Source organism: Escherichia sp. WS338, assembly GCF_046486405.1.
GTDB classification, from domain to species: domain Bacteria; phylum Pseudomonadota; class Gammaproteobacteria; order Enterobacterales; family Enterobacteriaceae; genus Escherichia; species Escherichia coli.
In genome coordinates, this window is record NZ_JBJQLL010000006.1 from 156,719 (window position 1) to 178,148 (window position 21,430).

General features: G+C 53.0%; 19 protein-coding genes and 3 tRNA genes. 7 read left to right on the plus strand and 15 right to left on the minus strand.

Annotated features, from left to right (window positions below):
- Positions 1–67: 67 nt before the first annotated feature.
- The 6 genes from hfq to nnr all read right to left on the minus strand — a co-directional run bounded on the left by hfq (position 68) and on the right by nnr (position 6,598).
- Positions 68–376, minus strand: a complete 309-nt coding sequence (gene hfq / locus ACJHWT_RS07585) for an RNA chaperone Hfq (protein WP_001051883.1) — start codon at positions 374–376, stop codon at positions 68–70.
- An 85-nt stretch (positions 377–461) separates the two neighbouring features.
- A complete protein-coding gene (miaA, locus tag ACJHWT_RS07590; protein WP_001280339.1) occupies positions 462–1,412 on the minus strand; it encodes a tRNA (adenosine(37)-N6)-dimethylallyltransferase MiaA in 951 nt (316 codons plus the stop codon).
- Positions 1,405–3,252 (minus strand): DNA mismatch repair endonuclease MutL, encoded by a 1,848-nt coding sequence (mutL, locus tag ACJHWT_RS07595; protein ID WP_001122460.1) that lies wholly within the window; start codon positions 3,250–3,252, stop codon positions 1,405–1,407. The genes miaA and mutL overlap by 8 nt, the downstream gene beginning before the upstream one ends.
- A 9-nt stretch (positions 3,253–3,261) precedes the next feature.
- Positions 3,262–4,599 carry an N-acetylmuramoyl-L-alanine amidase AmiB gene (amiB, locus tag ACJHWT_RS07600; RefSeq protein ID WP_000990273.1) on the minus strand — a complete coding sequence of 446 codons (1,338 nt, stop codon included), beginning with the start codon at positions 4,597–4,599 and terminating at the stop codon, positions 3,262–3,264.
- A gap of 18 nt (positions 4,600–4,617) precedes the next feature.
- The gene (tsaE, locus tag ACJHWT_RS07605) at positions 4,618–5,079 is read right to left on the minus strand and encodes a tRNA (adenosine(37)-N6)-threonylcarbamoyltransferase complex ATPase subunit type 1 TsaE (protein WP_000981977.1); all 462 of its coding nucleotides are present in this window, start codon (positions 5,077–5,079) and stop codon (positions 4,618–4,620) included.
- The gene (gene nnr, locus ACJHWT_RS07610; RefSeq protein WP_001317581.1) at positions 5,051–6,598 is read right to left on the minus strand and encodes a bifunctional ADP-dependent NAD(P)H-hydrate dehydratase/NAD(P)H-hydrate epimerase; all 1,548 of its coding nucleotides are present in this window, start codon (positions 6,596–6,598) and stop codon (positions 5,051–5,053) included. The genes tsaE and nnr overlap by 29 nt, the downstream gene beginning before the upstream one ends.
- Between nnr and queG the strand changes: the two genes are divergently transcribed.
- Complete coding sequence (gene queG, locus ACJHWT_RS07615; protein ID WP_001294246.1) at positions 6,597–7,736, plus strand: tRNA epoxyqueuosine(34) reductase QueG; 1,140 nt, start codon at positions 6,597–6,599, stop codon at positions 7,734–7,736. The genes nnr and queG overlap by 2 nt on opposite strands.
- On the opposite strand, the gene ACJHWT_RS07620 is transcribed toward queG, so the two are convergent.
- The 5 genes from ACJHWT_RS07620 to orn all read right to left on the minus strand — a co-directional run bounded on the left by ACJHWT_RS07620 (position 7,719) and on the right by orn (position 9,181).
- Entirely contained in the window at positions 7,719–7,772 is a 54-nt protein-coding gene (locus ACJHWT_RS07620; RefSeq protein ID WP_010723271.1) for a hypothetical protein, read from the minus strand. The genes queG and ACJHWT_RS07620 overlap by 18 nt on opposite strands.
- A 233-nt stretch (positions 7,773–8,005) precedes the next feature.
- Positions 8,006–8,081, minus strand: a tRNA-Gly gene (locus ACJHWT_RS07625).
- A gap of 35 nt (positions 8,082–8,116) precedes the next feature.
- Positions 8,117–8,192 (minus strand) — tRNA-Gly (locus tag ACJHWT_RS07630).
- 157 nt (positions 8,193–8,349) lie between these two features.
- A tRNA-Gly gene (locus tag ACJHWT_RS07635) sits at positions 8,350–8,425 on the minus strand.
- 210 nt (positions 8,426–8,635) lie between these two features.
- Positions 8,636–9,181, minus strand: coding sequence for an oligoribonuclease (orn, locus tag ACJHWT_RS07640; protein WP_001295188.1), 546 nt, complete (start codon positions 9,179–9,181; stop codon positions 8,636–8,638).
- 94 nt (positions 9,182–9,275) lie between these two features.
- On the opposite strand from orn, the gene rsgA reads away from it, so the two are divergent.
- From rsgA to mscM, 3 genes are all read left to right on the plus strand, one after another.
- On the plus strand, positions 9,276–10,328 hold the full coding sequence (rsgA, locus tag ACJHWT_RS07645) for a small ribosomal subunit biogenesis GTPase RsgA (protein WP_000041976.1): 1,053 nt from the start codon (positions 9,276–9,278) through the stop codon (positions 10,326–10,328).
- A 96-nt stretch (positions 10,329–10,424) separates the two neighbouring features.
- Positions 10,425–11,393, plus strand: coding sequence for an archaetidylserine decarboxylase (gene asd / locus ACJHWT_RS07650; RefSeq protein WP_000934906.1), 969 nt, complete (start codon positions 10,425–10,427; stop codon positions 11,391–11,393).
- 21 nt (positions 11,394–11,414) lie between these two features.
- Positions 11,415–14,738: a miniconductance mechanosensitive channel MscM gene (gene mscM, locus ACJHWT_RS07655; RefSeq protein WP_001236793.1), complete on the plus strand. Its 3,324-nt coding sequence runs from the start codon at positions 11,415–11,417 to the stop codon at positions 14,736–14,738.
- A 30-nt stretch (positions 14,739–14,768) separates the two neighbouring features.
- On the opposite strand, the gene ACJHWT_RS07660 is transcribed toward mscM, so the two are convergent.
- From ACJHWT_RS07660 to epmA, 4 genes are all read right to left on the minus strand, one after another.
- Positions 14,769–15,083, minus strand: a complete 315-nt coding sequence (locus ACJHWT_RS07660) for a YjeO family protein (RefSeq protein WP_001276173.1) — start codon at positions 15,081–15,083, stop codon at positions 14,769–14,771.
- Positions 15,080–15,394: a protein YjeN gene (gene yjeN / locus ACJHWT_RS07665; RefSeq protein ID WP_000340723.1), complete on the minus strand. Its 315-nt coding sequence runs from the start codon at positions 15,392–15,394 to the stop codon at positions 15,080–15,082. The genes ACJHWT_RS07660 and yjeN overlap by 4 nt, the downstream gene beginning before the upstream one ends.
- Before the next feature lie 62 nt (positions 15,395–15,456).
- Entirely contained in the window at positions 15,457–16,959 is a 1,503-nt protein-coding gene (gene yjeM / locus ACJHWT_RS07670) for a glutamate/gamma-aminobutyrate family transporter YjeM (RefSeq protein WP_001317580.1), read from the minus strand.
- Positions 16,960–17,177: 218 nt separating this feature from the next.
- Positions 17,178–18,155: an elongation factor P--(R)-beta-lysine ligase gene (epmA, locus tag ACJHWT_RS07675; RefSeq protein ID WP_000004771.1), complete on the minus strand. Its 978-nt coding sequence runs from the start codon at positions 18,153–18,155 to the stop codon at positions 17,178–17,180.
- A 324-nt stretch (positions 18,156–18,479) separates the two neighbouring features.
- Here epmA and frdA point away from each other — a divergent pair, with 324 nt between their 5' ends.
- From frdA to frdC, 3 genes are read left to right on the plus strand one after another with little or no spacing between them, the layout of a single operon-like run.
- Positions 18,480–20,288 (plus strand): fumarate reductase (quinol) flavoprotein subunit, encoded by a 1,809-nt coding sequence (frdA, locus tag ACJHWT_RS07680; RefSeq protein WP_001192967.1) that lies wholly within the window; start codon positions 18,480–18,482, stop codon positions 20,286–20,288.
- Positions 20,281–21,015, plus strand: coding sequence for a fumarate reductase iron-sulfur protein (frdB, locus tag ACJHWT_RS07685; RefSeq protein WP_000829498.1), 735 nt, complete (start codon positions 20,281–20,283; stop codon positions 21,013–21,015). The genes frdA and frdB overlap by 8 nt, the downstream gene beginning before the upstream one ends.
- Positions 21,016–21,025: 10 nt before the next feature.
- Entirely contained in the window at positions 21,026–21,421 is a 396-nt protein-coding gene (frdC, locus tag ACJHWT_RS07690) for a fumarate reductase subunit FrdC (RefSeq protein ID WP_000208757.1), read from the plus strand.
- Positions 21,422–21,430: the final 9 nt, after the last annotated feature.

Genomic DNA, 21,430 nt, shown 5'->3' on the forward strand with positions numbered 1-21,430 from the left:
CCTCTAAATAGATCAGCGGGGAACGCAGGATCGCTGGCTCCCCGTGTAAAAAAAACAGCCCGAAACCTTATTCGGTTTCTTCGCTGTCCTGTTGCGCGGAAGTATTCTGCGCGCTGCTACCATGATGGTAGTTACTGCTGGTACCGCCACCGGCGTTGTTACTGTGATGAGAAACCGGGCGAGACGGGACAACAGTAGAAATCGCGTGCTTGTAAACCATCTGGCTGACCGTGTTTTTCAACAGGATCACGAACTGATCAAAAGACTCGATTTGCCCTTGCAGCTTAATACCATTCACCAAATAAATAGAAACTGGAACACGTTCCCGACGCAGTGCGTTCAGGAACGGATCTTGTAAAGATTGCCCCTTAGCCATTCTCTCTTTTCCTTATATGCTTATTTGTACTTTGAACCTTTCGATTCTGAAAAAATTGCGCACGATACGTCTCAATTGTACACATTCAGCCTGCGATAGCACCAACAACCTGTAATACTTCGTCACGCGCTTGTTCTGGTTTTTCACTGTCAAGCCAGTGAACCCCTTCCCAACCACGCAGCCAGGTTATCTGCCGCTTCGCCAACTGTCTCGTGGCGCAAACACCTCGATAAACCATTTCATCGTATGAGATTTCGCCTTCAAGGTAAGACCACATCTGGCGATAACCCACGCAACGAATGGAAGGCAAGTCCGTATGCAAATCTCCTCGGGCAAAAAGCGCCCGGACTTCTGCTTCAAAACCTGAAGCCAACATCTGATGAAAACGCTGCTCAATTCGTTGATGGAGCAGTTCACGGCTCGCCGGGGCGATGGCGAACTGATGCACCTGATACGGTAGAGCGTCTCCTGACGTTTGCGTCAGTTCCGTTAAAGTTTTACCCGAAATGAAAAAAACTTCCAGTGCCCGGGAAAGCCTTTGTGGATCATTTGGATGAATCCTTGCTGCCGCAACCGGATCGATCTCCTGAAGTTGACGATGCAATGACTCCCAACCTTGCTCTGCCGCCTGTTGCTCAATTCTGGCCCGCACTTCCGGGTCCGCCGACGGTAGCGGCGACAACCCTTCCAGCAATGCCTTGAAATACAACATCGTACCGCCCACTAACAGTGGGATCCGCCCCGCCGCGGTGATATCGGCCATTTCCGCCAGCGCATCGCGGCGAAAATCAGCAGCCGAGTAAGCCTGCGACGGATCGCGAATATCCAGCAATCGGTGCGGCGCGGCGAGTAACTCTTCAGCGTTCGGCTTCGCCGTCCCGATATCCATCCCTTTGTAAATAAGGGCAGAATCAACGCTTATCAACTCTACTGGTAAAATTTTACGCAGCTCAATGGCTAACGCCGTTTTACCGGAGGCCGTCGGCCCCATCAAAAAAATCGCCTTAGGCAGGCTCGCCTTACTGATATCACTCATCTTTCAGGGCTTTTATCGCCGGATGTAAATCAACAGATTGTAACAGACCACCCGGCGGCGTTTTCACAAGTTGCGGACATAACCGTTCCACGTCCGCCAGCAGGGTTATGGCCTGCGCCATTGACCACTGCGCATGTTCGCTCATCAGATTTCGTGCAATCCACTGCGCAATATTGCCAGGTTCGAATACGGACTGCTTCGCCAGGTAGCCTATCAGTTCAGGAATCAAGATTTGTAAATTTTGTTGGCGTAAGGGTAAAGGCACGGCCCTGATGGTCACATGCTGCGCATCGGACTGGAAATCAATACCCAATTCCGCCAGGGCAGACTGCGCTTTTTCTAATGCCGATTTTTCTTCACCAGAAACTTTTAGCCGCAGCGGAATCAGCAACGGCTGGGCGCAAACTGGCGCTTCACCCGGCGTCAGTTGCGCCTGACGCAGCCAACGTTCTGCCACTGGCAAGGCTAAAAGTGAAATGTTGCCGTCGCGCTCCAGCAACGCACAGTCGGAATGGACGATAGTCAGTACCCGACCAAAACTCTGACTGTTCGCCGCAAGTGCAGGTTCCTGCGGTTCTGGCGCTTTTGGTTTTTGCATCGGCGCGGGCGTTTGCAAAAGCTGGCGATACACTTCACCTTGCTGTTTCTGGTAACCTGGCTGCGCATTCGGCCAAGGGGCAGCCGGACGACTGCCTGAGGCGGGCGCAGGAGTGTAACGCGGAGCTACTGGCTCACGAACTGCCGGTTCAGCAAAATGATTGCGCCCCGCCGCCACGCGGTTTTCCGGGATGGCGCGCGGTGCAGGTTGTGGTTCATCGTCCAGCGGTAGCGGCGTTTCCAGTTGCTGTTGTAGCACGCTCAGCACGCCCTGATAGATAAAATCATGCACCAGACGCGACTGATGGAAACGCACTTCGTGTTTGGCAGGGTGCACGTTGACGTCCACCTGATGTGGGTCGATCTCCAGATACAGCACAAATGCCGGTTGCTGATCGGCCCCCAGTTTGTCTTCACAGGCCTGGCGGATCGCGTGATTGATCAGGCGATCGCGCATCATGCGACCATTCACATAGCAATACTGAATTTCCGCCAGTGCGGGCGTGGTGTGATTCGGATCTGCCACCCAGCCGCGCAGCGTAAGATCGCCGTGTTGCCATTCAATCGCCAGCGCTTGTTCGAGAAAAGCGGTGCCGCAAATCGCGCCTAAGCGCCGTTCTTTTTGCCCGCCTTCCGGCACTGCGCGGTACTGACGCACAATTTTACCGTTATGCGACAGGTTGATCGTGACGTCGAAACGCGCCAGCGCAATGCGGCGAATAATTTCATCGATATGGTTAAATTCGGTTTTCTCGGTGCGCAGGAATTTGCGCCGCGCCGGGGTGTTGTAGAACAGATCCAGCACCTCCAGCGTCGTTCCCACCGGATGCGCCGCCGGTTTAACCGTTACGTCCATATCGCGCCCTTCGGCATAGGCCTGCCAGGCTTCCTGCTGTTCTGCGATGCGTGAAGTGAGCGTCAGGCGCGAAACCGAACTGATACTCGCCAGCGCCTCACCGCGAAAGCCAAGGCTGATAATGGCTTCGAGATCGTCCAGAGAGGCGATTTTACTGGTGGCATGACGAGCCAGCGCCAGCGCCAGCTCATCTTTTTTGATACCGCAGCCGTTATCACGAATGCGGATAAGTTTCGCCCCACCGCGTTCGATATCAATATCGATACGCGTCGCACCTGCATCGAGGCTGTTTTCCACCAGTTCTTTGACTACCGACGCAGGTCGCTCGACCACCTCACCTGCGGCAATCTGGTTCGCCAGTTGTGGCGGTAAGACCTGAATTGGCATCAATCGTCCTTAGTTTGGCAGCGTGCGATCTGGCGTCGTCACCGTACTGGCAGTTTGTGCCGTTGCACCCTGCGGCGCAGATTGCATCGGATGCGCAAGGAAATAATTACGCAGGCCTTTGTAAATGGCTTCTGCCAGCTGTTGTTGGTAATCGTCGCTCGCCAGCAAACGTTCTTCGCTGTTGTTGCTGATAAAACCGGTTTCGACCAGTACTGATGGGATATCCGGCGAACGCAGAACGCCAAGGCTGGCGTGTTCTGGTCGACGTTTATGTATTTCGCCAATGCGTTGCAACTGACTGATCATACTGGTCGCTACATCATACCCTACACGCTGGGAATGACCGAACTGTAAATCCAGCACCGCCTGGCTTAAATAGGGGTCAGACTGGCTGTTCGCCAGCACATCGCCCGCTCCGCCCAATAGCTCCGACTGTTTCTCATGCTGTTCCAGCCAGCTTGCCATCTCGCTGTTTGCACGACGGTTAGAGAGCACCCATACGGAAGCGCCAGTCGCACTGCGGTTTGGTGCGGCATCAGCGTGAATCGACACGAGGAAATTGGCGTTTTGCTTACGTGCCACATCGCTGCGCCCCATCACCGAGATAAAGTAATCCCCGTCACGGGTTAAAACGCCTTTAAACATTGGATCGTCATTGAGTAAAGTACGCAATTTACGCGCGATGGCGATGGTGACATTTTTCTCCCGCGTGCCACCAGGGCCGATAGCGCCAGGATCCTGACCGCCGTGTCCGGCATCAATAGCGATGATAATTTTATCGCCAGTGTTAGCCGTCGCGCGCGCTGCCGGACGCGTTACCGTATTACTGCTGATAACACCTGTAGTGCGGTTACTTTCCGTTTTAAACGGATTGCGCGCCGGTTCGCTGACGCGCGGTGCGACAACCGCAGGCGTTTCAACGCGTTTAGCAACCACAGGCGGCGAAGGAGGCGGTGGCGGCACATCGGCGTTAATCGTAAAGACGACAGTGTAATTGCTGCCATTCTGCCGCTTCACCGCTTCGGTTTTACCGTTTTCGGTTAGATCGACCACCAGCCGTAGCGTTTGTGCATCTTTAGGCGTTCCGGAGCGAATCGCCTTCACCAGATTATTGCCGCTAAACAACAACGGCAGTCCCTGAATCACGCCCGTTTGTTTGATATCGAGCGCCACGGTGCGTTTGCTTTGATGGCTAAACGCATAATCAGGATCGCCAATAAAACTCAACGTTATCCGCGCCTGCTGATTGCCGTTAGAAACCTGAATATCAGAGAGCGTCGCGGCACCCACCGGCGCGCACAGCAGCAGCAACGTCGCTACCAACCAATTTCTGATGCGATACATCATCCCGCCACCTTTCAAAGGTTAACCGGCTAAACGCGCCAGCAACAATTCACCCGCAGAGGAAACCGCACTCACGCGCGCCTCACGGCCTTGTGCCTGATAATCAATGTGTATTTCGACATCCGGGTCAGGAAGAACACCTGTACCTTGTTGTGGCCACTCCACCAGGCAGATGGCATCGTTGGCAAAATAATCGCGGATCCCCATAAACTCCAGCTCCTCGGGATCGGCAAGGCGGTACAAATCAAAGTGATAAACCATTAAATTGTCGAGCGTATAGGGTTCGACCAGCGTATAAGTGGGGCTTTTGACATTACCCTGATGGCCCAAAGCCTGCAAAAAGCCCCGGCTAAAGGTGGTTTTACCTGCGCCTAAATCGCCATACAGATAGATTACGGTTGCGCCATCGCAGGCTTTCGCTACCCGCTCGCCCAGGTCTAATGTTGCCTGCTCATCAGGGAGCGGAATTACTCGATTCATCATGGTTTTTATCAGTCACTTCCGGGTTAACAATACGCTGTAGCGTGGAAAAGAGATCGGTTGCCAGCATCCCGCGCGTTCCAAAACGCGCCGCCAGTACGTCAGCTGCCGCACCGTGCGCGACACAGCCCGCACAGGCTGCATCATACGGCGACAGTTTTTGCCCAAGCAATGCGCCAATAATACCAGAGAGCACATCGCCCATGCCGCCGCTCGCCATGCCTGCATTCCCGGCATCAATAATGCCTAAAGCGTCAGGATGGGCGGCGACCACGGTTCCGGCACCTTTCAGCACCGCTACGCCGCCATAACGTTGTACCAGACGTTTGGCGCAATGTAAGCGGTCACTTTCAATTTCAGCGACGGAACAGCCTAACAACCGTGCGGCCTCGCCAGGATGTGGCGTGATCACGCGATTGTGACGCTTATCGGGATTGATTGCCAGCAGGTTCAATGCATCGGCATCCCACAACATCGGTTTGCGAAAATTCTCAACTTTTTGCAGGGCTTTTTTCCCCCACTCTTGCTGGCCCAGACCGGGACCAATCACCACCACATCGGCCCATTTCAGGCTTTCGGTAAGAGAGTCCATAGTCAGTTCATGCACCATCAATTCTGGTCGTGCAGTCAGCAGCGGCGCAATGTTCTCACTGCGGGTCAGTACTCGGACTAAACCAGCACCAGCACGTAGCGCCGCTTCCCCCGTCATACGAATAGCCCCCGCCGTGCCGTGATCGCCACCGATAATCACCAGCCGCCCGTGATCGCCTTTATGCGAAGTCGGGCGACGCGGTATCAGCCACTGAGAAAGTTGTTCTGCCGAAAACCGCTGAATTTTCGTCTCCTGACCTGCCAGCCAGCTATCCAGCCCCAGTGAGTCAAAATGCAGTTGTCCGGTAACATCCCGCGCTTTTCCAGTGAGCAAGCCTGGTTTCAGCGCAATAAAAGTGATGGTGTGATCAGCGTTGATTACCGCGCCTGGCGTAGCGCCGGTTTCAGCCAGCAGGCCGGAAGGGATATCAACCGCCACAATCGGCGCAGGGTGAGTATTAGCGTGGTCGATTAACTGGCTAATGGATTCGCGGGGCGCTTGCTGCAAGCCGGTGCCGAGCAGCGCATCAACAATCAGATCTACCGATTCGGGCCAGACAATATTCGAAGCATGGATCTCGCCTCCCGCGTTTAACCATGCTTCGCGTGCCAGCGCGGCCTCTTCCGGCAACGGTTTGTCACTTTCCTGGGCCAGCAGCGTGACATCAATACCGATCGCTTTGGCCAGCCGCGCGACCACGTAGCCATCGCCGCCGTTATTACCATGACCGCACAGCACAAGCCAGTGGCGGGCGTCAGGATAAGCCGAACGACACACCTGGAATGCGGCTTCGCCAGCGCGAAGCATCAGCTCATAGAGTGTGAGCCCCAGCGCATCTGCCGCCTCGCGTTCTCCGCGGCGGATATCGTCGGCGTACCAGACGGTGTGTGGTATACTTACGGGGTTTTTCTTCATTGTATGGTCCGTCATGTCAGAGCCCCTCGATCTCAATCAGTTAGCGCAAAATATTAAACAGTGGGGGCTGGAACTGGGCTTTCAGCAGGTAGGTATTACCGATACCGATCTCAGCGAGTCCGAGCCCAAACTGCAAGCATGGCTGGACAAACAATACCACGGCGAAATGGACTGGATGGCGCGTCACGGTATGCTGCGCGCTCGCCCCCATGAGTTATTGCCCGGTACGCTGCGCGTGATCAGCGTGCGGATGAATTACCTTCCTGCTAACGCCGCATTTGCCAGCACGCTGAAAAACCCTAAGCTCGGCTATGTGAGCCGTTATGCGCTGGGCCGTGACTACCACAAACTTCTGCGCAACCGACTCAAAAAGCTGGGCGAGATGATTCAGCAACATTGTGTTTCGCTGAATTTTAGACCGTTTGTCGATTCTGCGCCTATTCTCGAGCGCCCGTTAGCTGAAAAAGCAGGACTTGGCTGGACAGGTAAGCACTCACTTATCCTCAATCGCGAGGCCGGTTCGTTCTTCTTTTTAGGCGAATTGCTGGTCGATATTCCTCTGCCCGTGGATCAACCAGTCGAGGAAGGATGCGGTAAATGCGTGGCCTGTATGACGATTTGCCCGACCGGAGCCATCGTCGAGCCATATACCGTCGATGCTCGCCGCTGTATCTCTTATCTCACCATCGAACTGGAGGGGGCGATCCCGGAAGAGTTGCGACCGTTAATGGGAAATCGTATTTATGGTTGCGATGACTGCCAGCTTATCTGCCCGTGGAATCGCTATTCGCAACTCACTACAGAAGACGATTTCAGCCCGCGTAAGCCGCTACACGCACCGGAACTCATTGAGTTATTCGCCTGGAGTGAAGAGAAGTTTTTAAAAGTCACGGAAGGTTCGGCGATTCGCCGTATAGGTCACCTGCGTTGGCTGCGTAATATTGCCGTAGCCTTAGGCAATGCGCCCTGGGATGAAACGATTCTGGCGGCGCTGGAGAGTCGTAAAGGTGAGCACCCACTTCTCGATGAGCACATAGCGTGGGCGATTGCGCAGCAAATCGAGAGGCGAAATGCGTGCATAGTCGAAGTGCAATTACCGAAAAAACAGCGTCTGGTTCGGGTGATTGAAAAAGGGTTACCGCGTGACGCCTGATTCATCCACAGCTTGTGAATAAAAATAAAAACGCATTGCAATTCAAGACGAATAAAATCGTCAAGTGATCGACTCGACAAAACGAAATCTTAATTTTTAACTTATCTATCAATAGGTTAAAAAAATACTATTCACCGTGCGAAGTTTCTTTGAAATTAAGATTACGGCCTGAGGCTGTGGATAACTCTGTTTACAAGAGTTTGTCAGAGACAATAAAAACCAGCAATAACGCATCGCGTCGCTGTGGATATTTTATTGAGAGAAGAATTTGGAGCGGGAAACGAGACTCGAACTCGCGACCCCGACCTTGGCAAGGTCGTGCTCTACCAACTGAGCTATTCCCGCTTGGGTGGTCTGTGCTTTACAGCACTTTCAAATTTTGGAGCGGGAAACGAGACTCGAACTCGCGACCCCGACCTTGGCAAGGTCGTGCTCTACCAACTGAGCTATTCCCGCTTAATCTTCGTCTTTCGAACCGCTACTGCCTTGGCTGCCTTCACTCACCTTAGTCACTTACTTTTGTAAGCTCCCAAGGATTCGTTCAGTTGCCGCCTTGTCGCAATTCGAAATACTGCGATTGGGTGGTCTGTGCTTTGCAGCACTTTTCAAATTTTGGAGCGGGAAACGAGACTCGAACTCGCGACCCCGACCTTGGCAAGGTCGTGCTCTACCAACTGAGCTATTCCCGCGTACTACTTAATTTTGCTTTCGTAATTTTCGCATTTCTGCGTCGTTACGGGAGGCGCATTATACGAGAAATCTTTCCCTCTGCAACCCCCCTAAAAAATTTTTTTTGAGTTTTTATCTCAAGTGCTGAAATTATCAGCAAGACGTTCAATTTAGCGTCAAAATCACGCCGCCGCAAGTGGATTCCGGCGCTTACGTGACCAGGAAAAATTTTACAGCTTGATAAAATGCTCGCGGTAGTAAGCCAGTTCTGCCACCGACTCACGGATATCATCCATCGCCTGATGCGTCCCCTGCTTGGTAAAACCATCAAGAATTTCCGGCTTCCAGCGGCGCGCCAGCTCTTTCAGGGTGCTGACATCGAGATAACGGTAGTGGAAGTAGGCTTCCAGCTCCGGCATATATTTAAACAGGAAGCGACGATCCTGGCCGATGCTGTTACCGCAAATCGGCGATTTTCCCGCAGGCACCCACTGTTTTAAGAATTCGAGCGTTGCCAGTTCAGCTTCACGATCGCCCATCGTGCTCGCTTTCACGCGCTCCACCAGCCCGCTGGCGGTATGGGTGCGCACGTTCCAGTCATCCATCAGCGCCAGCTGTTCATCAGACTGGTGTACTGCAATGGTCGGCCCTTCTGCCAGAATATTCAGGTTGGCATCGGTCACCAGCGTGGCAATCTCAATAATGCGATCGCGCTCGGGATCCAGACCGGTCATCTCAAGATCGATCCAAATCAGGTTGTTTTCATTGGCACTCATGCTATTTTCCACCCATTCACAGTGACTATATTGATCCACAATTGCGTGTATCATAGATGTTTTGCCCATCAGGGGCGACCAGGAGTCTGTACGATTGAGTAAAAATAAACTCTCCAAAGGCCAGCAGCGCCGCGTGAACGCCAATCACCAGCGTCGTCTTAAAACGTCTAAGGAGAAGCCCGACTACGACGACAATCTGTTTGGCGAGCCTGATGAAGGTATCGTCATCAGCCGCTTTGGTATGCACGCTGATGTGGAATCCGCCGATGGCGACGTTCACCGCTGCAATATTCGCCGTACCATCCGTTCGTTGGTGACCGGCGACCGCGTAGTCTGGCGTCCGGGTAAACCAGCGGCGGAAGGCGTAAATGTCAAAGGGATCGTGGAAGCGGTGCATGAGCGCACCTCAGTGTTGACGCGCCCGGATTTTTACGACGGTGTGAAACCTATTGCTGCCAACATCGACCAGATTGTCATTGTCTCCGCCATTTTGCCGGAGCTGTCGCTCAATATTATCGACCGTTACCTGGTGGCCTGCGAAACCTTGCAGATTGAGCCGATTATTGTGCTCAACAAGATAGACCTGCTGGACGACGAAGGCATGGAGTTCGTCAACGAGCAGATGGATATCTACCGCAATATCGGTTATCGCGTATTGATGGTTTCCAGTCATACTCAGGATGGGCTGAAACCGCTGGAAGAGGCGTTGACCGGGCGCATCAGCATTTTTGCCGGGCAGTCTGGCGTTGGCAAATCCAGCCTGCTGAACGCATTGCTGGGTCTGCAAAAAGAGATCCTGACCAACGATGTCTCTGACAACTCGGGTCTCGGTCAGCACACCACGACCGCCGCTCGGCTGTATCACTTCCCGCACGGCGGTGATGTGATTGACTCCCCAGGAGTGCGTGAGTTCGGCCTCTGGCACCTGGAGCCGGAACAAATCACTCAGGGCTTTGTCGAATTCCATGACTACTTAGGTCTGTGTAAATATCGCGATTGCAAACACGATACCGATCCGGGCTGCGCTATCCGGGAAGCGGTTGAGGAAGGAAAAATCGCGGAAACCCGTTTCGAAAACTATCACCGTATTCTGGAAAGCATGGCGCAGGTAAAAACGCGTAAAAACTTTTCTGATACGGATGACTGACAATTAAGCTAACCGTCGTTAGAATCGTCCCCTTTTTTTCAGGATCCGGCATGTAGGCCGGATCAGGAACGACAAAACAATGGCCTGGAGGCTACCTTGTTAAATTCATTTAAACTTTCGCTACAGTACATTCTGCCGAAACTATGGCTTACTCGCCTGGCGGGTTGGGGCGCAAGCAAGCGGGCAGGATGGCTGACAAAACTGGTTATCGATCTGTTCGTTAAATACTACAAGGTCGATATGAAAGAGGCGCAAAAGCCGGACACCGCCAGCTACCGCACCTTTAACGAATTCTTTGTCCGTCCGCTGCGTGACGAAGTACGCCCAATCGATACCGATCCGAATGTACTGGTTATGCCTGCCGATGGCGTTATCAGCCAGTTGGGTAAAATCGAAGAAGATAAAATCCTGCAAGCCAAAGGCCACAACTACAGCCTCGACGCCCTGCTGGCAGGCAACTATCTGATGGCGGACCTGTTCCGCAACGGTACGTTTGTGACCACTTACCTCTCCCCGCGTGACTACCACCGCGTACACATGCCGTGCAACGGTATTCTGCGTGAGATGATCTACGTGCCGGGCGATCTCTTTTCCGTTAACCATCTCACCGCTCAGAACGTGCCGAATCTGTTTGCCCGTAACGAACGCGTGATCTGCCTGTTCGATACCGAATTTGGCCCAATGGCGCAGATTCTGGTCGGGGCGACGATTGTAGGCAGCATTGAGACGGTCTGGGCGGGCACCATTACGCCGCCGCGCGAAGGTATCATCAAGCGCTGGACCTGGCCTGCCGGGGAAAACGACGGTTCTGTGGCACTGCTGAAAGGCCAGGAAATGGGTCGCTTTAAACTCGGTTCCACCGTTATCAACCTGTTTGCACCGGGTAAAGTGAATCTGGTTGAGCAACTGGAAAGCCTGTCTGTTACGAAAATTGGCCAGCCGCTGGCAGTATCTACCGAAATCTTTGTTACGCCAGACGCTGAACCCTCCCCGCTTCCTGCTGAAGAGATCGAAGCAGAACACGACGCCAGCCCATTGGTTGACGACAAAAAAGACCAGGTCTAATCCATCAAAGGAAACGCTGACGTGCGCCTGATTATCACTTTTCTGATGGCCTGGTGCCTCAGTTGGGGGGCGTACGCCGCGACGGCCCCCGATAGCAAACAAATCTCACAAGAACTGGAGCAGGCAAAAGCGGCGAAACCCGCGCAACCGGAAGTCGTAGAGGCGCTCCAGTCTGCCTTAAATGCGCTTGAGGAACGGAAAGGTTCCCTTGAGCGCATCAAGCAATATCAAGAAGTCATTGATAATTATCCGAAACTCTCCGCTACTCTGCGCGCGCAATTAAACAACATGCGTGACGAGCCGCGCAGCGTGTCACCGGGAATGTCTACCGACGCGCTGAATCAGGAAATTCTCCAGGTCAGTAGCCAGTTGCTGGATAAAAGCCGTCAGGCCCAGCAAGAGCAGGAACGCGCCCGCGAGATTGCCGATTCGCTGAATCAACTGCCGCAACAGCAAACCGATGCCCGCCGTCAGTTAAATGAAATCGAGCGCCGCCTGGGGACGCTTACCGGCAATTCCCCGCTCAATCAGGCACAAAATTTCGCGTTGCAGTCTGACTCCGCACGCCTGAAAGCGCTCGTCGATGAACTGGAACTCGCGCAGCTGTCCGCCAATAACCGCCAGGAATTAGCGCGCTTACGCTCAGAGCTGGCGGAAAAAGAGAGCCAGCAACTGGATGCGTATTTGCAGGCCTTACGTAATCAGTTGAACAGCCAACGTCAGCTTGAGGCGGAGCGGGCGCTGGAAAGTACCGAATTACTGGCAGAAAACAGTGCCGATTTGCCGAAAGATATCGTCGCGCAATTCAAAATTAACCGCGAACTATCGGCAGCGCTGAATCAACAGGCGCAGCGGATGGATCTCGTTGCCTCGCAACAGCGTCAGGCTGCCAGCCAGACGTTACAGGTCCGGCAGGCGTTGAATACGCTGCGTGAACAGTCGCAATGGCTGGGATCGTCCAACCTGCTCGGTGAAGCGTTGCGGGCGCAGGTGGCACGGCTACCGGAAATGCCAAAACCACAACAGCTTGATACCGAAATGGCGCAGTTGCGTGTGCAACGGTTACGTTATGAGGATCTGCTAAATAAACAGCCGCTGCTACGGCAAATCCATCAGGCCGACGGTCAGCCGCTGACCGCCGAGCAAAACCGTATTCTGGAAGCACAGCTACGCACTCAGCGTGAGTTGCTGAACTCATTGTTGCAGGGTGGAGACACGCTACTACTGGAACTGACCAAGCTGAAAGTCTCCAACGGGCAACTGGAGGATGCGCTGAAAGAGGTGAATGAAGCGACGCACCGCTATCTGTTCTGGACCTCTGACGTGCGCCCGATGACCATCGCCTGGCCGCTGGAAATCGCCCAGGATCTGCGTCGTCTCATTTCGCTGGACACCTTCAGTCAGTTGGGCAAAGCCAGTGTAATGATGCTGACCAGTAAAGAGACGATTTTGCCGCTGTTTGGCGCGTTGATTCTGGTCGGTTGCAGTATTTACTCGCGCCGCTATTTCACCCGTTTTCTTGAACGTTCGGCGGCGAAAGTCGGCAAAGTGACTCAGGATCACTTCTGGCTGACGTTACGCACTCTTTTCTGGTCGATTCTCGTCGCGTCACCGCTGCCTGTGCTGTGGATGACGCTGGGTTACGGCTTGCGCGAGGCGTGGCCTTATCCGCTGGCGGTCGCGATTGGTGATGGCGTAACAGCCACCGTGCCGCTGCTGTGGGTAGTGATGATTTGCGCCACCTTTGCCCGCCCGAACGGCTTGTTTATCGCTCATTTTGGCTGGCCGCGCGAACGGGTTTCCCGTGGGATGCGCTACTACCTGATGAGCATCGGGCTTATTGTGCCGCTGATTATGGCGCTGATGATGTTCGATAACCTCGACGACCGTGAATTCTCCGGTTCGCTGGGACGGCTTTGCTTTATCCTCATTTGCGGTGCGCTGGCGGTGGTCACTCTCAGTCTGAAAAAGGCCGGGATCCCGCTGTATCTCAACAAAGAAGGCAGCGGCGACAACATTACCAACCATATGCTGTGGAACATGATGATTGGCGCACCGCTGGTTGCCATTCTGGCGTCGGCGGTGGGTTATCTGGCAACGGCGCAGGCGCTGTTAGCGAGGCTTGAAACCTCGGTTGCCATCTGGTTCTTGCTACTGGTGGTTTATCACGTTATCCGCCGCTGGATGCTGATCCAGCGCCGCAGGCTGGCGTTTGACCGGGCGAAGCATCGCCGGGCAGAGATGTTAGCGCAGCGTGCGCGTGGCGAAGAGGAAGCGCATCATCACAGTAGCCCGGAAGGAGCAATTGAAGTCGATGAAAGCGAAGTCGATCTCGATGCCATCAGTGCGCAATCCTTGCGGCTGGTGCGCTCAATTTTGATGTTGATCGCCCTGCTTTCGGTCATTGTGCTGTGGTCAGAAATCCATTCCGCTTTCGGCTTCCTCGAAAATATTTCGCTGTGGGATGTCACTTCCACGGTACAGGGCGTAGAAAGCCTGGAGCCGATTACCCTCGGTGCGGTGCTGATTGCCATTCTGGTGTTTATCATCACCACGCAGCTGGTGCGCAACCTGCCCGCGCTGCTGGAACTGGCGATTCTGCAGCACCTGGATTTAACGCCGGGTACGGGCTACGCCATCACCACCATCACCAAATATCTGCTGATGCTGATTGGCGGGCTGGTCGGCTTCTCGATGATTGGTATTGAGTGGTCGAAATTGCAGTGGCTGGTCGCCGCGCTCGGTGTTGGTCTCGGTTTTGGTTTGCAGGAAATTTTCGCCAACTTTATCTCTGGCCTGATTATCCTGTTCGAAAAACCGATTCGCATTGGCGATACGGTAACGATCCGCGATCTTACCGGTAGTGTGACGAAAATTAACACCCGCGCCACCACCATCAGCGACTGGGACCGCAAAGAAATTATCGTGCCGAACAAGGCGTTTATTACCGAGCAGTTTATCAACTGGTCGCTCTCTGACTCGGTCACGCGCGTGGTGTTGACGATTCCGGCCCCTGCCGATGCCAACAGTGAAGAAGTGACGGAAATCCTGCTCACCGCAGCGCGTCGCTGCTCGCTGGTGATCGACAACCCGGCGCCGGAAGTCTTCCTGGTGGATCTGCAACAGGGGATTCAAATTTTCGAGCTGCGTATTTACGCCGCTGAGATGGGTCACCGTATGCCACTACGCCATGAGATTCACCAGCTAATTCTGGCAGGATTCCATGCCCACGGTATCGATATGCCATTCCCGCCCTTCCAGATGCGTCTGGAAAGCCTGAATGGTAAACAAACGGGGAGAACATTAACTTCTGCGGGCAAAGGTCGTCAGGCGGGAAGTTTGTAAGGTCTTTGTGGCCGGATGAACCCATCCGGCTTATAAGCAAAACTGATAGCGCAGAAAAAACTGCCACAGCCAATAGCCGAAAATAGCCAGCGCGGTGGCGTACATAAACCAGCCGCGTTTTTTTCGCCACAAAGCGAACCAGAGAAAAGGGAAAAAGAGCGGTAACGTCATTATCACACCGACATCACGGGTATCGTCATCTTCGAGATACATCAGCACATCGCAGACGTTATTAATCCCGCGTCCATCAATCATCCACTCTTTGTCCAGCGCGGAAGTGATGGTTATCCAGAGGAACGCCACAATAAACCAGATGCAGCACAAGATAAACATGCGCGCACTCATGAGATAATCGGTCGCTTAATTTCGCTATAGCGCATACGAAACAAATCGCCGTATCCCACTAATTCTCCGCGAAAAACCAGACATCTAATAAGATAAGCGCAATAGATATCCGGCAGGTTTCCCCACCGCGGACCATCGCGCTCTTTGAGGGTATTAATAGTGTTACCCACCACCATCGCTACTTTGCGGGTGTGGCGGGTATCGACAAAAGAGAGGACCGTTTGCTCTATTTCCGCCACATCCCCGGCAGAAAATTGCAGCTCCCTGATTTCATCTTCGGTTATCACTGGATCCCGACTAGCGTCGTCCATAACGTCTTCCTTTCCAGACAACTCATCGCCGGAGAGACGATGAGTTGCAGGATTTCATATGATCAGTCGAGAGCTAACTCAGGTTTGTTCGCCATGCGACTGCAATAGTTCTGGTAAATCGCCATCGCTAACAGCGAGAAGAAGACAGGGCCGCCAATCATCCACAATGTGCTGTCCCAGTCTCCAGCTTCAACCACAGGTTGAATGATGGTGAAGACGTTCGCAAATGTCACCACCAGTACGACAACCACTGTTGCAATCATTGCCGACATATGCGTTTTGAAAATCACAAACGGTCTGTCGAGATCCTGACGTGCTTTAAAGAATGGGAAAGCCAGCGCGAGGAACAGGTAAGGAAGCGTCATAGACACGTTCGCCATCAGCGTCAGCTTGTTAAAGAACGCCGATGCGGTACCGCCACCAAACGAAACCAGCAGGATGAAGACAGTAACCAACCCGCACTGCATCCACATGGCGATAGACGGCATCCCCATCGCATTCAGGCGCGTCATCGGTTCCGGCCACAACGCTTTCGGCGTCCCCTGGATGATGGCTTTCAGCGGTGAATAGCAAAGCGTAAAGAACGCACCGGTATAAGCGAGGAACATCGAAAGTCCGGTAATACGCGCAAACCATACGCCCAGCGACAATGACGCTTCAGGTGACAAATGCAGTGCGTTACCCAGCGTCACCCCGAGGCTCTTCATCAGCACATAGGTAATATTGCCGAGGTTAACGGAACCATTACTTAATACCTGCTGCCAGTTTGTGCTGACGCCCCATAAAAATATTGCCAGCGAATAACCGATTGAAATAACAATAGCGGCAAAAACAATACCTTTGGCAAAGTTCTTTTCTGGATTTTCCGTTTTATCGACCAGACCACCAACCGCTTCAATTCCACCATAGGCAAAAATAGCAAATACCACAAACGATAGCATTGCCAGACCGGACTGATAACCTGGGTTCGGTGATGCAAGGAAATTAATATCCTGCGCGAAATGCCCACCATTTAATAACAAAATAGTAATGCTTACTAACAGCAATACTAAATTCAGACACATTACTGCAATACCGCCCACCGCAGTAATGCGGGCAATTTTATTAATCCCTTTTGAAGCAACGACGGTGACCAGAATCATCCATGCCACTGCCAGCAGACCAACCACCTGCGTAGGCTCCAGTCCGGCAATACGCCAGTGCTGGGTCATGTCGCTACCATAGAGGAATGTTGAGAACGGTACCCAAACTTTCGCGGAGGTACTCACCATCCAGATGATATAAGAGGAAAACCACATAAACGTACCAATGAAGGCAAAACGTGGTCCGACACTATTATTCATCCAGGAATAGATACCGCCTTCTTCTTTGCGATAAGCAGCTCCCATTTCAGCCATCATTAAGGCGAATGGAATAAAGAATAACAATGCAGAAAATATATAAAAGGGAATCGCACTATAACCCATTAAGTAATAAGCCGATGGGCTATTGGCAAATCCAAATACGGAAGTAAAGATCATCAATATGAGTCCTATCAGACTCATCTTTTTTATCGAGTGAGGCATGAAACCATCCTTCATTTCAGCGCGTGTATAAAACGCGCCCACTGAACTGCACTGCCCAACATTGAGCGGGCAGCGTAAAAACCAATACAGAATTGATACCTGGATGATATCAAATATCCAGTCTTAAATTGTGGCCTTTAGCGGAAAAATGAAAACATATGCTACAGAATGGCGCTTATCACGCCATTCTTCGCGGTTAATTCAGTAATTTTTCAGAATTATGCCCGGTCAACGCTAAAGGCGATGACTTCAGCCAGTGTCTCCGCGCCCAGCGCCAACATCACCAGACGATCAACGCCTAATGCCACGCCGGAACAGTCAGGCATACCGACTTTCAAGGCTTCAATCAGATTCTGGTCAATGGGGTGCTGCGGCAAACCGCGCGCCGCGCGCTTACGGTTATCTTGTTCAAAGCGTTGTTGCTGCTCACGGGCATCCGTCAATTCATGGAAACCATTCGCCAGCTCAATACCTTTATAATAAACCTCAAAGCGTTCAGCGACCCGATGATCTTCGGTACTGATTTGCGCCAGTGATGCCTGGCTGGCTGGAAAGTGGTACACAAAGGTCGGTTTTTCTTTGCCAATATTTGGCTCTACGCCAAAGGTAAACAGCAATTGTAGAAGCGTGTCGCGGTCTTCTTCAGTATCGGCAACGTTGCTCAAATCCAGTTTCGCTGCCACTTCCCGCAGTTGCGTTTTGTCGGCAGAGAGTGGGTCAATTTCCAGATAACGCAAGAAAGCTTGTTGATAAGAAAGGCTTTCTGCTGCCGGACAGTCCAGCACCTGTTGCAAGAGATCGTCCACCTCGTTCATCAACCGGTACATATCATAGTGCGGTCGATACCACTCAAGCATAGTGAACTCAGGGTTGTGATAACGCCCCATCTCTTCATTACGGAAGCTGCGGCACAGCTGGAATACCGGCCCACAACCAGCAACCAGCAGGCGTTTCATATGGTATTCCGGGCTGGTCATTAACCAGAGATTCATCCCCTGCGAATGCCCGGGGCCTACGAAACGTGTCTCAAACGGGACCAAATGAATATCGGTTACCGTCGCCTGGCTCATACAAGGCGTCTCCACCTCCAGCACTCCACGATCGGCAAAGAAACGACGGATCTCCGCCATAATCGCCGCGCGTTTTAATAAGTTAGGAATGGATGCGCTCGGCTGCCAGGATGCCGTTTCGCTCATAGTTAAATCTCCAGTTTTTGACAAGGGCACGAAGTCTACTCGCAACGCGACGGCGAGACAAATTTTACGCAGGAATCAAACAAGGGTGGGCAGTGACTAAAAAAAGCACGATCTGATGGTTTAGTAATTAAATTAATCATCTTCAGTGATAATTTAGCCCTCTTGCGCACTAAAAAAATCGATCTCGTCAAATTTCAGACTTATCCATCAGACTATACTGTTGTACCTATAAAGGAGCAGTGGAATAGCGTTCGCAGACCGTAACTTTCAGGCACTTACCCTGAAGTACGGGGCTGTGGGATAAAAACAATCTGGAGGAATGTCGTGCAAACCTTTCAAGCCGATCTTGCCATTGTAGGCGCCGGTGGCGCGGGATTACGTGCTGCAATTGCTGCCGCGCAGGCAAATCCAAATGCAAAAATCGCACTAATCTCAAAAGTATACCCGATGCGTAGCCATACCGTTGCTGCAGAAGGGGGCTCCGCCGCTGTCGCGCAGGATCATGACAGCTTCGAATATCACTTTCACGATACAGTAGCGGGTGGCGACTGGTTGTGTGAGCAGGATGTCGTGGATTATTTCGTCCACCACTGCCCAACCGAAATGACCCAACTGGAACTGTGGGGGTGCCCATGGAGCCGTCGCCCGGATGGTAGCGTCAACGTACGTCGCTTCGGCGGCATGAAAATCGAGCGCACCTGGTTCGCCGCCGATAAGACCGGCTTCCATATGCTGCACACGCTGTTCCAGACCTCTCTGCAATTCCCGCAGATCCAGCGTTTTGACGAACATTTCGTGCTGGATATTCTGGTTGATGATGGTCATGTTCGCGGCCTGGTAGCAATGAACATGATGGAAGGCACGCTGGTGCAGATCCGTGCTAACGCGGTCGTTATGGCTACCGGCGGTGCGGGTCGCGTTTATCGTTACAACACCAACGGCGGCATCGTTACCGGTGACGGTATGGGTATGGCGCTAAGCCACGGCGTTCCGCTGCGTGACATGGAATTCGTTCAGTATCACCCAACCGGTCTGCCCGGTTCCGGTATCCTGATGACAGAAGGCTGCCGCGGTGAAGGTGGTATTCTGGTCAACAAAAATGGCTACCGTTATCTGCAAGATTACGGCATGGGCCCGGAAACTCCGCTGGGCGAGCCGAAAAACAAATATATGGAACTGGGTCCACGCGACAAAGTTTCTCAGGCCTTCTGGCACGAATGGCGTAAAGGCAACACCATCTCCACGCCACGTGGCGATGTGGTTTATCTCGACCTGCGTCACCTCGGCGAGAAAAAACTGCATGAACGTCTGCCGTTCATCTGCGAACTGGCGAAAGCGTACGTTGGCGTCGATCCGGTTAAAGAACCGATTCCGGTACGTCCGACCGCACACTACACCATGGGCGGTATCGAAACCGATCAGAACTGTGAAACCCGCATTAAAGGTCTGTTCGCCGTGGGTGAATGTTCCTCTGTTGGTCTGCACGGTGCGAACCGTCTGGGCTCCAACTCGCTGGCGGAACTGGTGGTCTTCGGTCGTCTGGCCGGTGAGCAAGCTATGGAACGCGCATCTACTGCCGGTAATGGCAACGATGCAGCAATCAATGCTCAGGTTGCTGGCGTTGAACAGCGCCTGAAAGATCTGGTTAACCAGGATGGCGGCGAAAACTGGGCTAAGATCCGCGACGAAATGGGCATGGCCATGGAAGAAGGCTGCGGTATCTACCGTACGCCGGAACTGATGCAGAAAACCATCGACAAGCTGGCAGAGCTGCAGGAACGCTTCAAGCGCGTGCGCATCACCGACACTTCCAGCGTGTTCAACACCGACCTGCTCTACACCATTGAGCTGGGCCACGGTCTGAACGTTGCTGAATGTATGGCGCACTCCGCAATGGCACGTAAAGAGTCCCGCGGCGCGCACCAGCGTCTGGACGAAGGTTGCACCGAGCGTGACGACGTCAACTTCCTCAAACACACCCTCGCCTTCCGCGATGCTGATGGCACAACTCGCCTGGAGTACAGCGACGTGAAGATTACTACGCTGCCGCCAGCTAAACGTGTTTACGGTGGCGAAGCGGATGCAGCCGATAAGGCGGAAGCAGCCAATAAGAAGGAGAAGGCGAATGGCTGAGATGAAAAACCTGAAAATTGAGGTGGTGCGCTATAACCCGGAAGTCGATACCGCACCGCATAGCGCATTCTATGAAGTGCCTTATGACGCAACTACCTCATTACTGGATGCGCTGGGCTACATCAAAGACAACCTGGCACCGGACCTGAGCTACCGCTGGTCCTGCCGTATGGCGATTTGTGGCTCCTGCGGCATGATGGTTAACAACGTGCCAAAACTGGCATGTAAAACCTTCCTGCGTGATTACACCGACGGTATGAAGGTTGAAGCGTTAGCTAACTTCCCGATTGAACGCGATCTGGTGGTCGATATGACCCACTTCATCGAAAGTCTGGAAGCGATCAAACCGTACATCATCGGCAACTCCCGCACCGCGGATCAGGGTACTAACATCCAGACCCCGGCGCAGATGGCGAAGTATCACCAGTTCTCCGGTTGCATCAACTGTGGTCTGTGCTACGCCGCGTGCCCGCAGTTTGGCCTGAACCCAGAGTTCATCGGTCCGGCTGCCATTACGCTGGCGCATCGTTATAACGAAGATAGCCGCGACCACGGTAAGAAGGAGCGTATGGCGCAGTTGAACAGCCAGAACGGCGTATGGAGCTGTACTTTCGTGGGCTACTGCTCCGAAGTCTGCCCGAAACACGTCGATCCGGCTGCGGCCATTCAGCAGGGCAAAGTAGAAAGTTCGAAAGACTTTCTTATCGCGACCCTGAAACCACGCTAAGGAGTGCAACATGACGACTAAACGTAAACCGTATGTACGGCCAATGACGTCCACCTGGTGGAAAAAATTGCCGTTTTATCGCTTCTACATGCTGCGCGAAGGCACGGCGGTTCCGGCTGTGTGGTTCAGCATTGAACTGATTTTCGGGCTGTTTGCCCTGAAAAATGGCCCGGAAGCCTGGGCGGGATTCGTCGACTTTTTACAAAACCCGGTTATCGTGATCATTAACCTGATCACTCTGGCGGCAGCCCTGCTGCACACCAAAACCTGGTTTGAGCTGGCACCAAAAGCGGCCAATATCATTGTAAAAGACGAAAAAATGGGACCAGAGCCAATTATCAAAAGCCTCTGGGCGGTAACTGTGGTTGCCACCATCGTAATCCTGTTTGTTGCCCTGTACTGGTAAGGAGCCTGA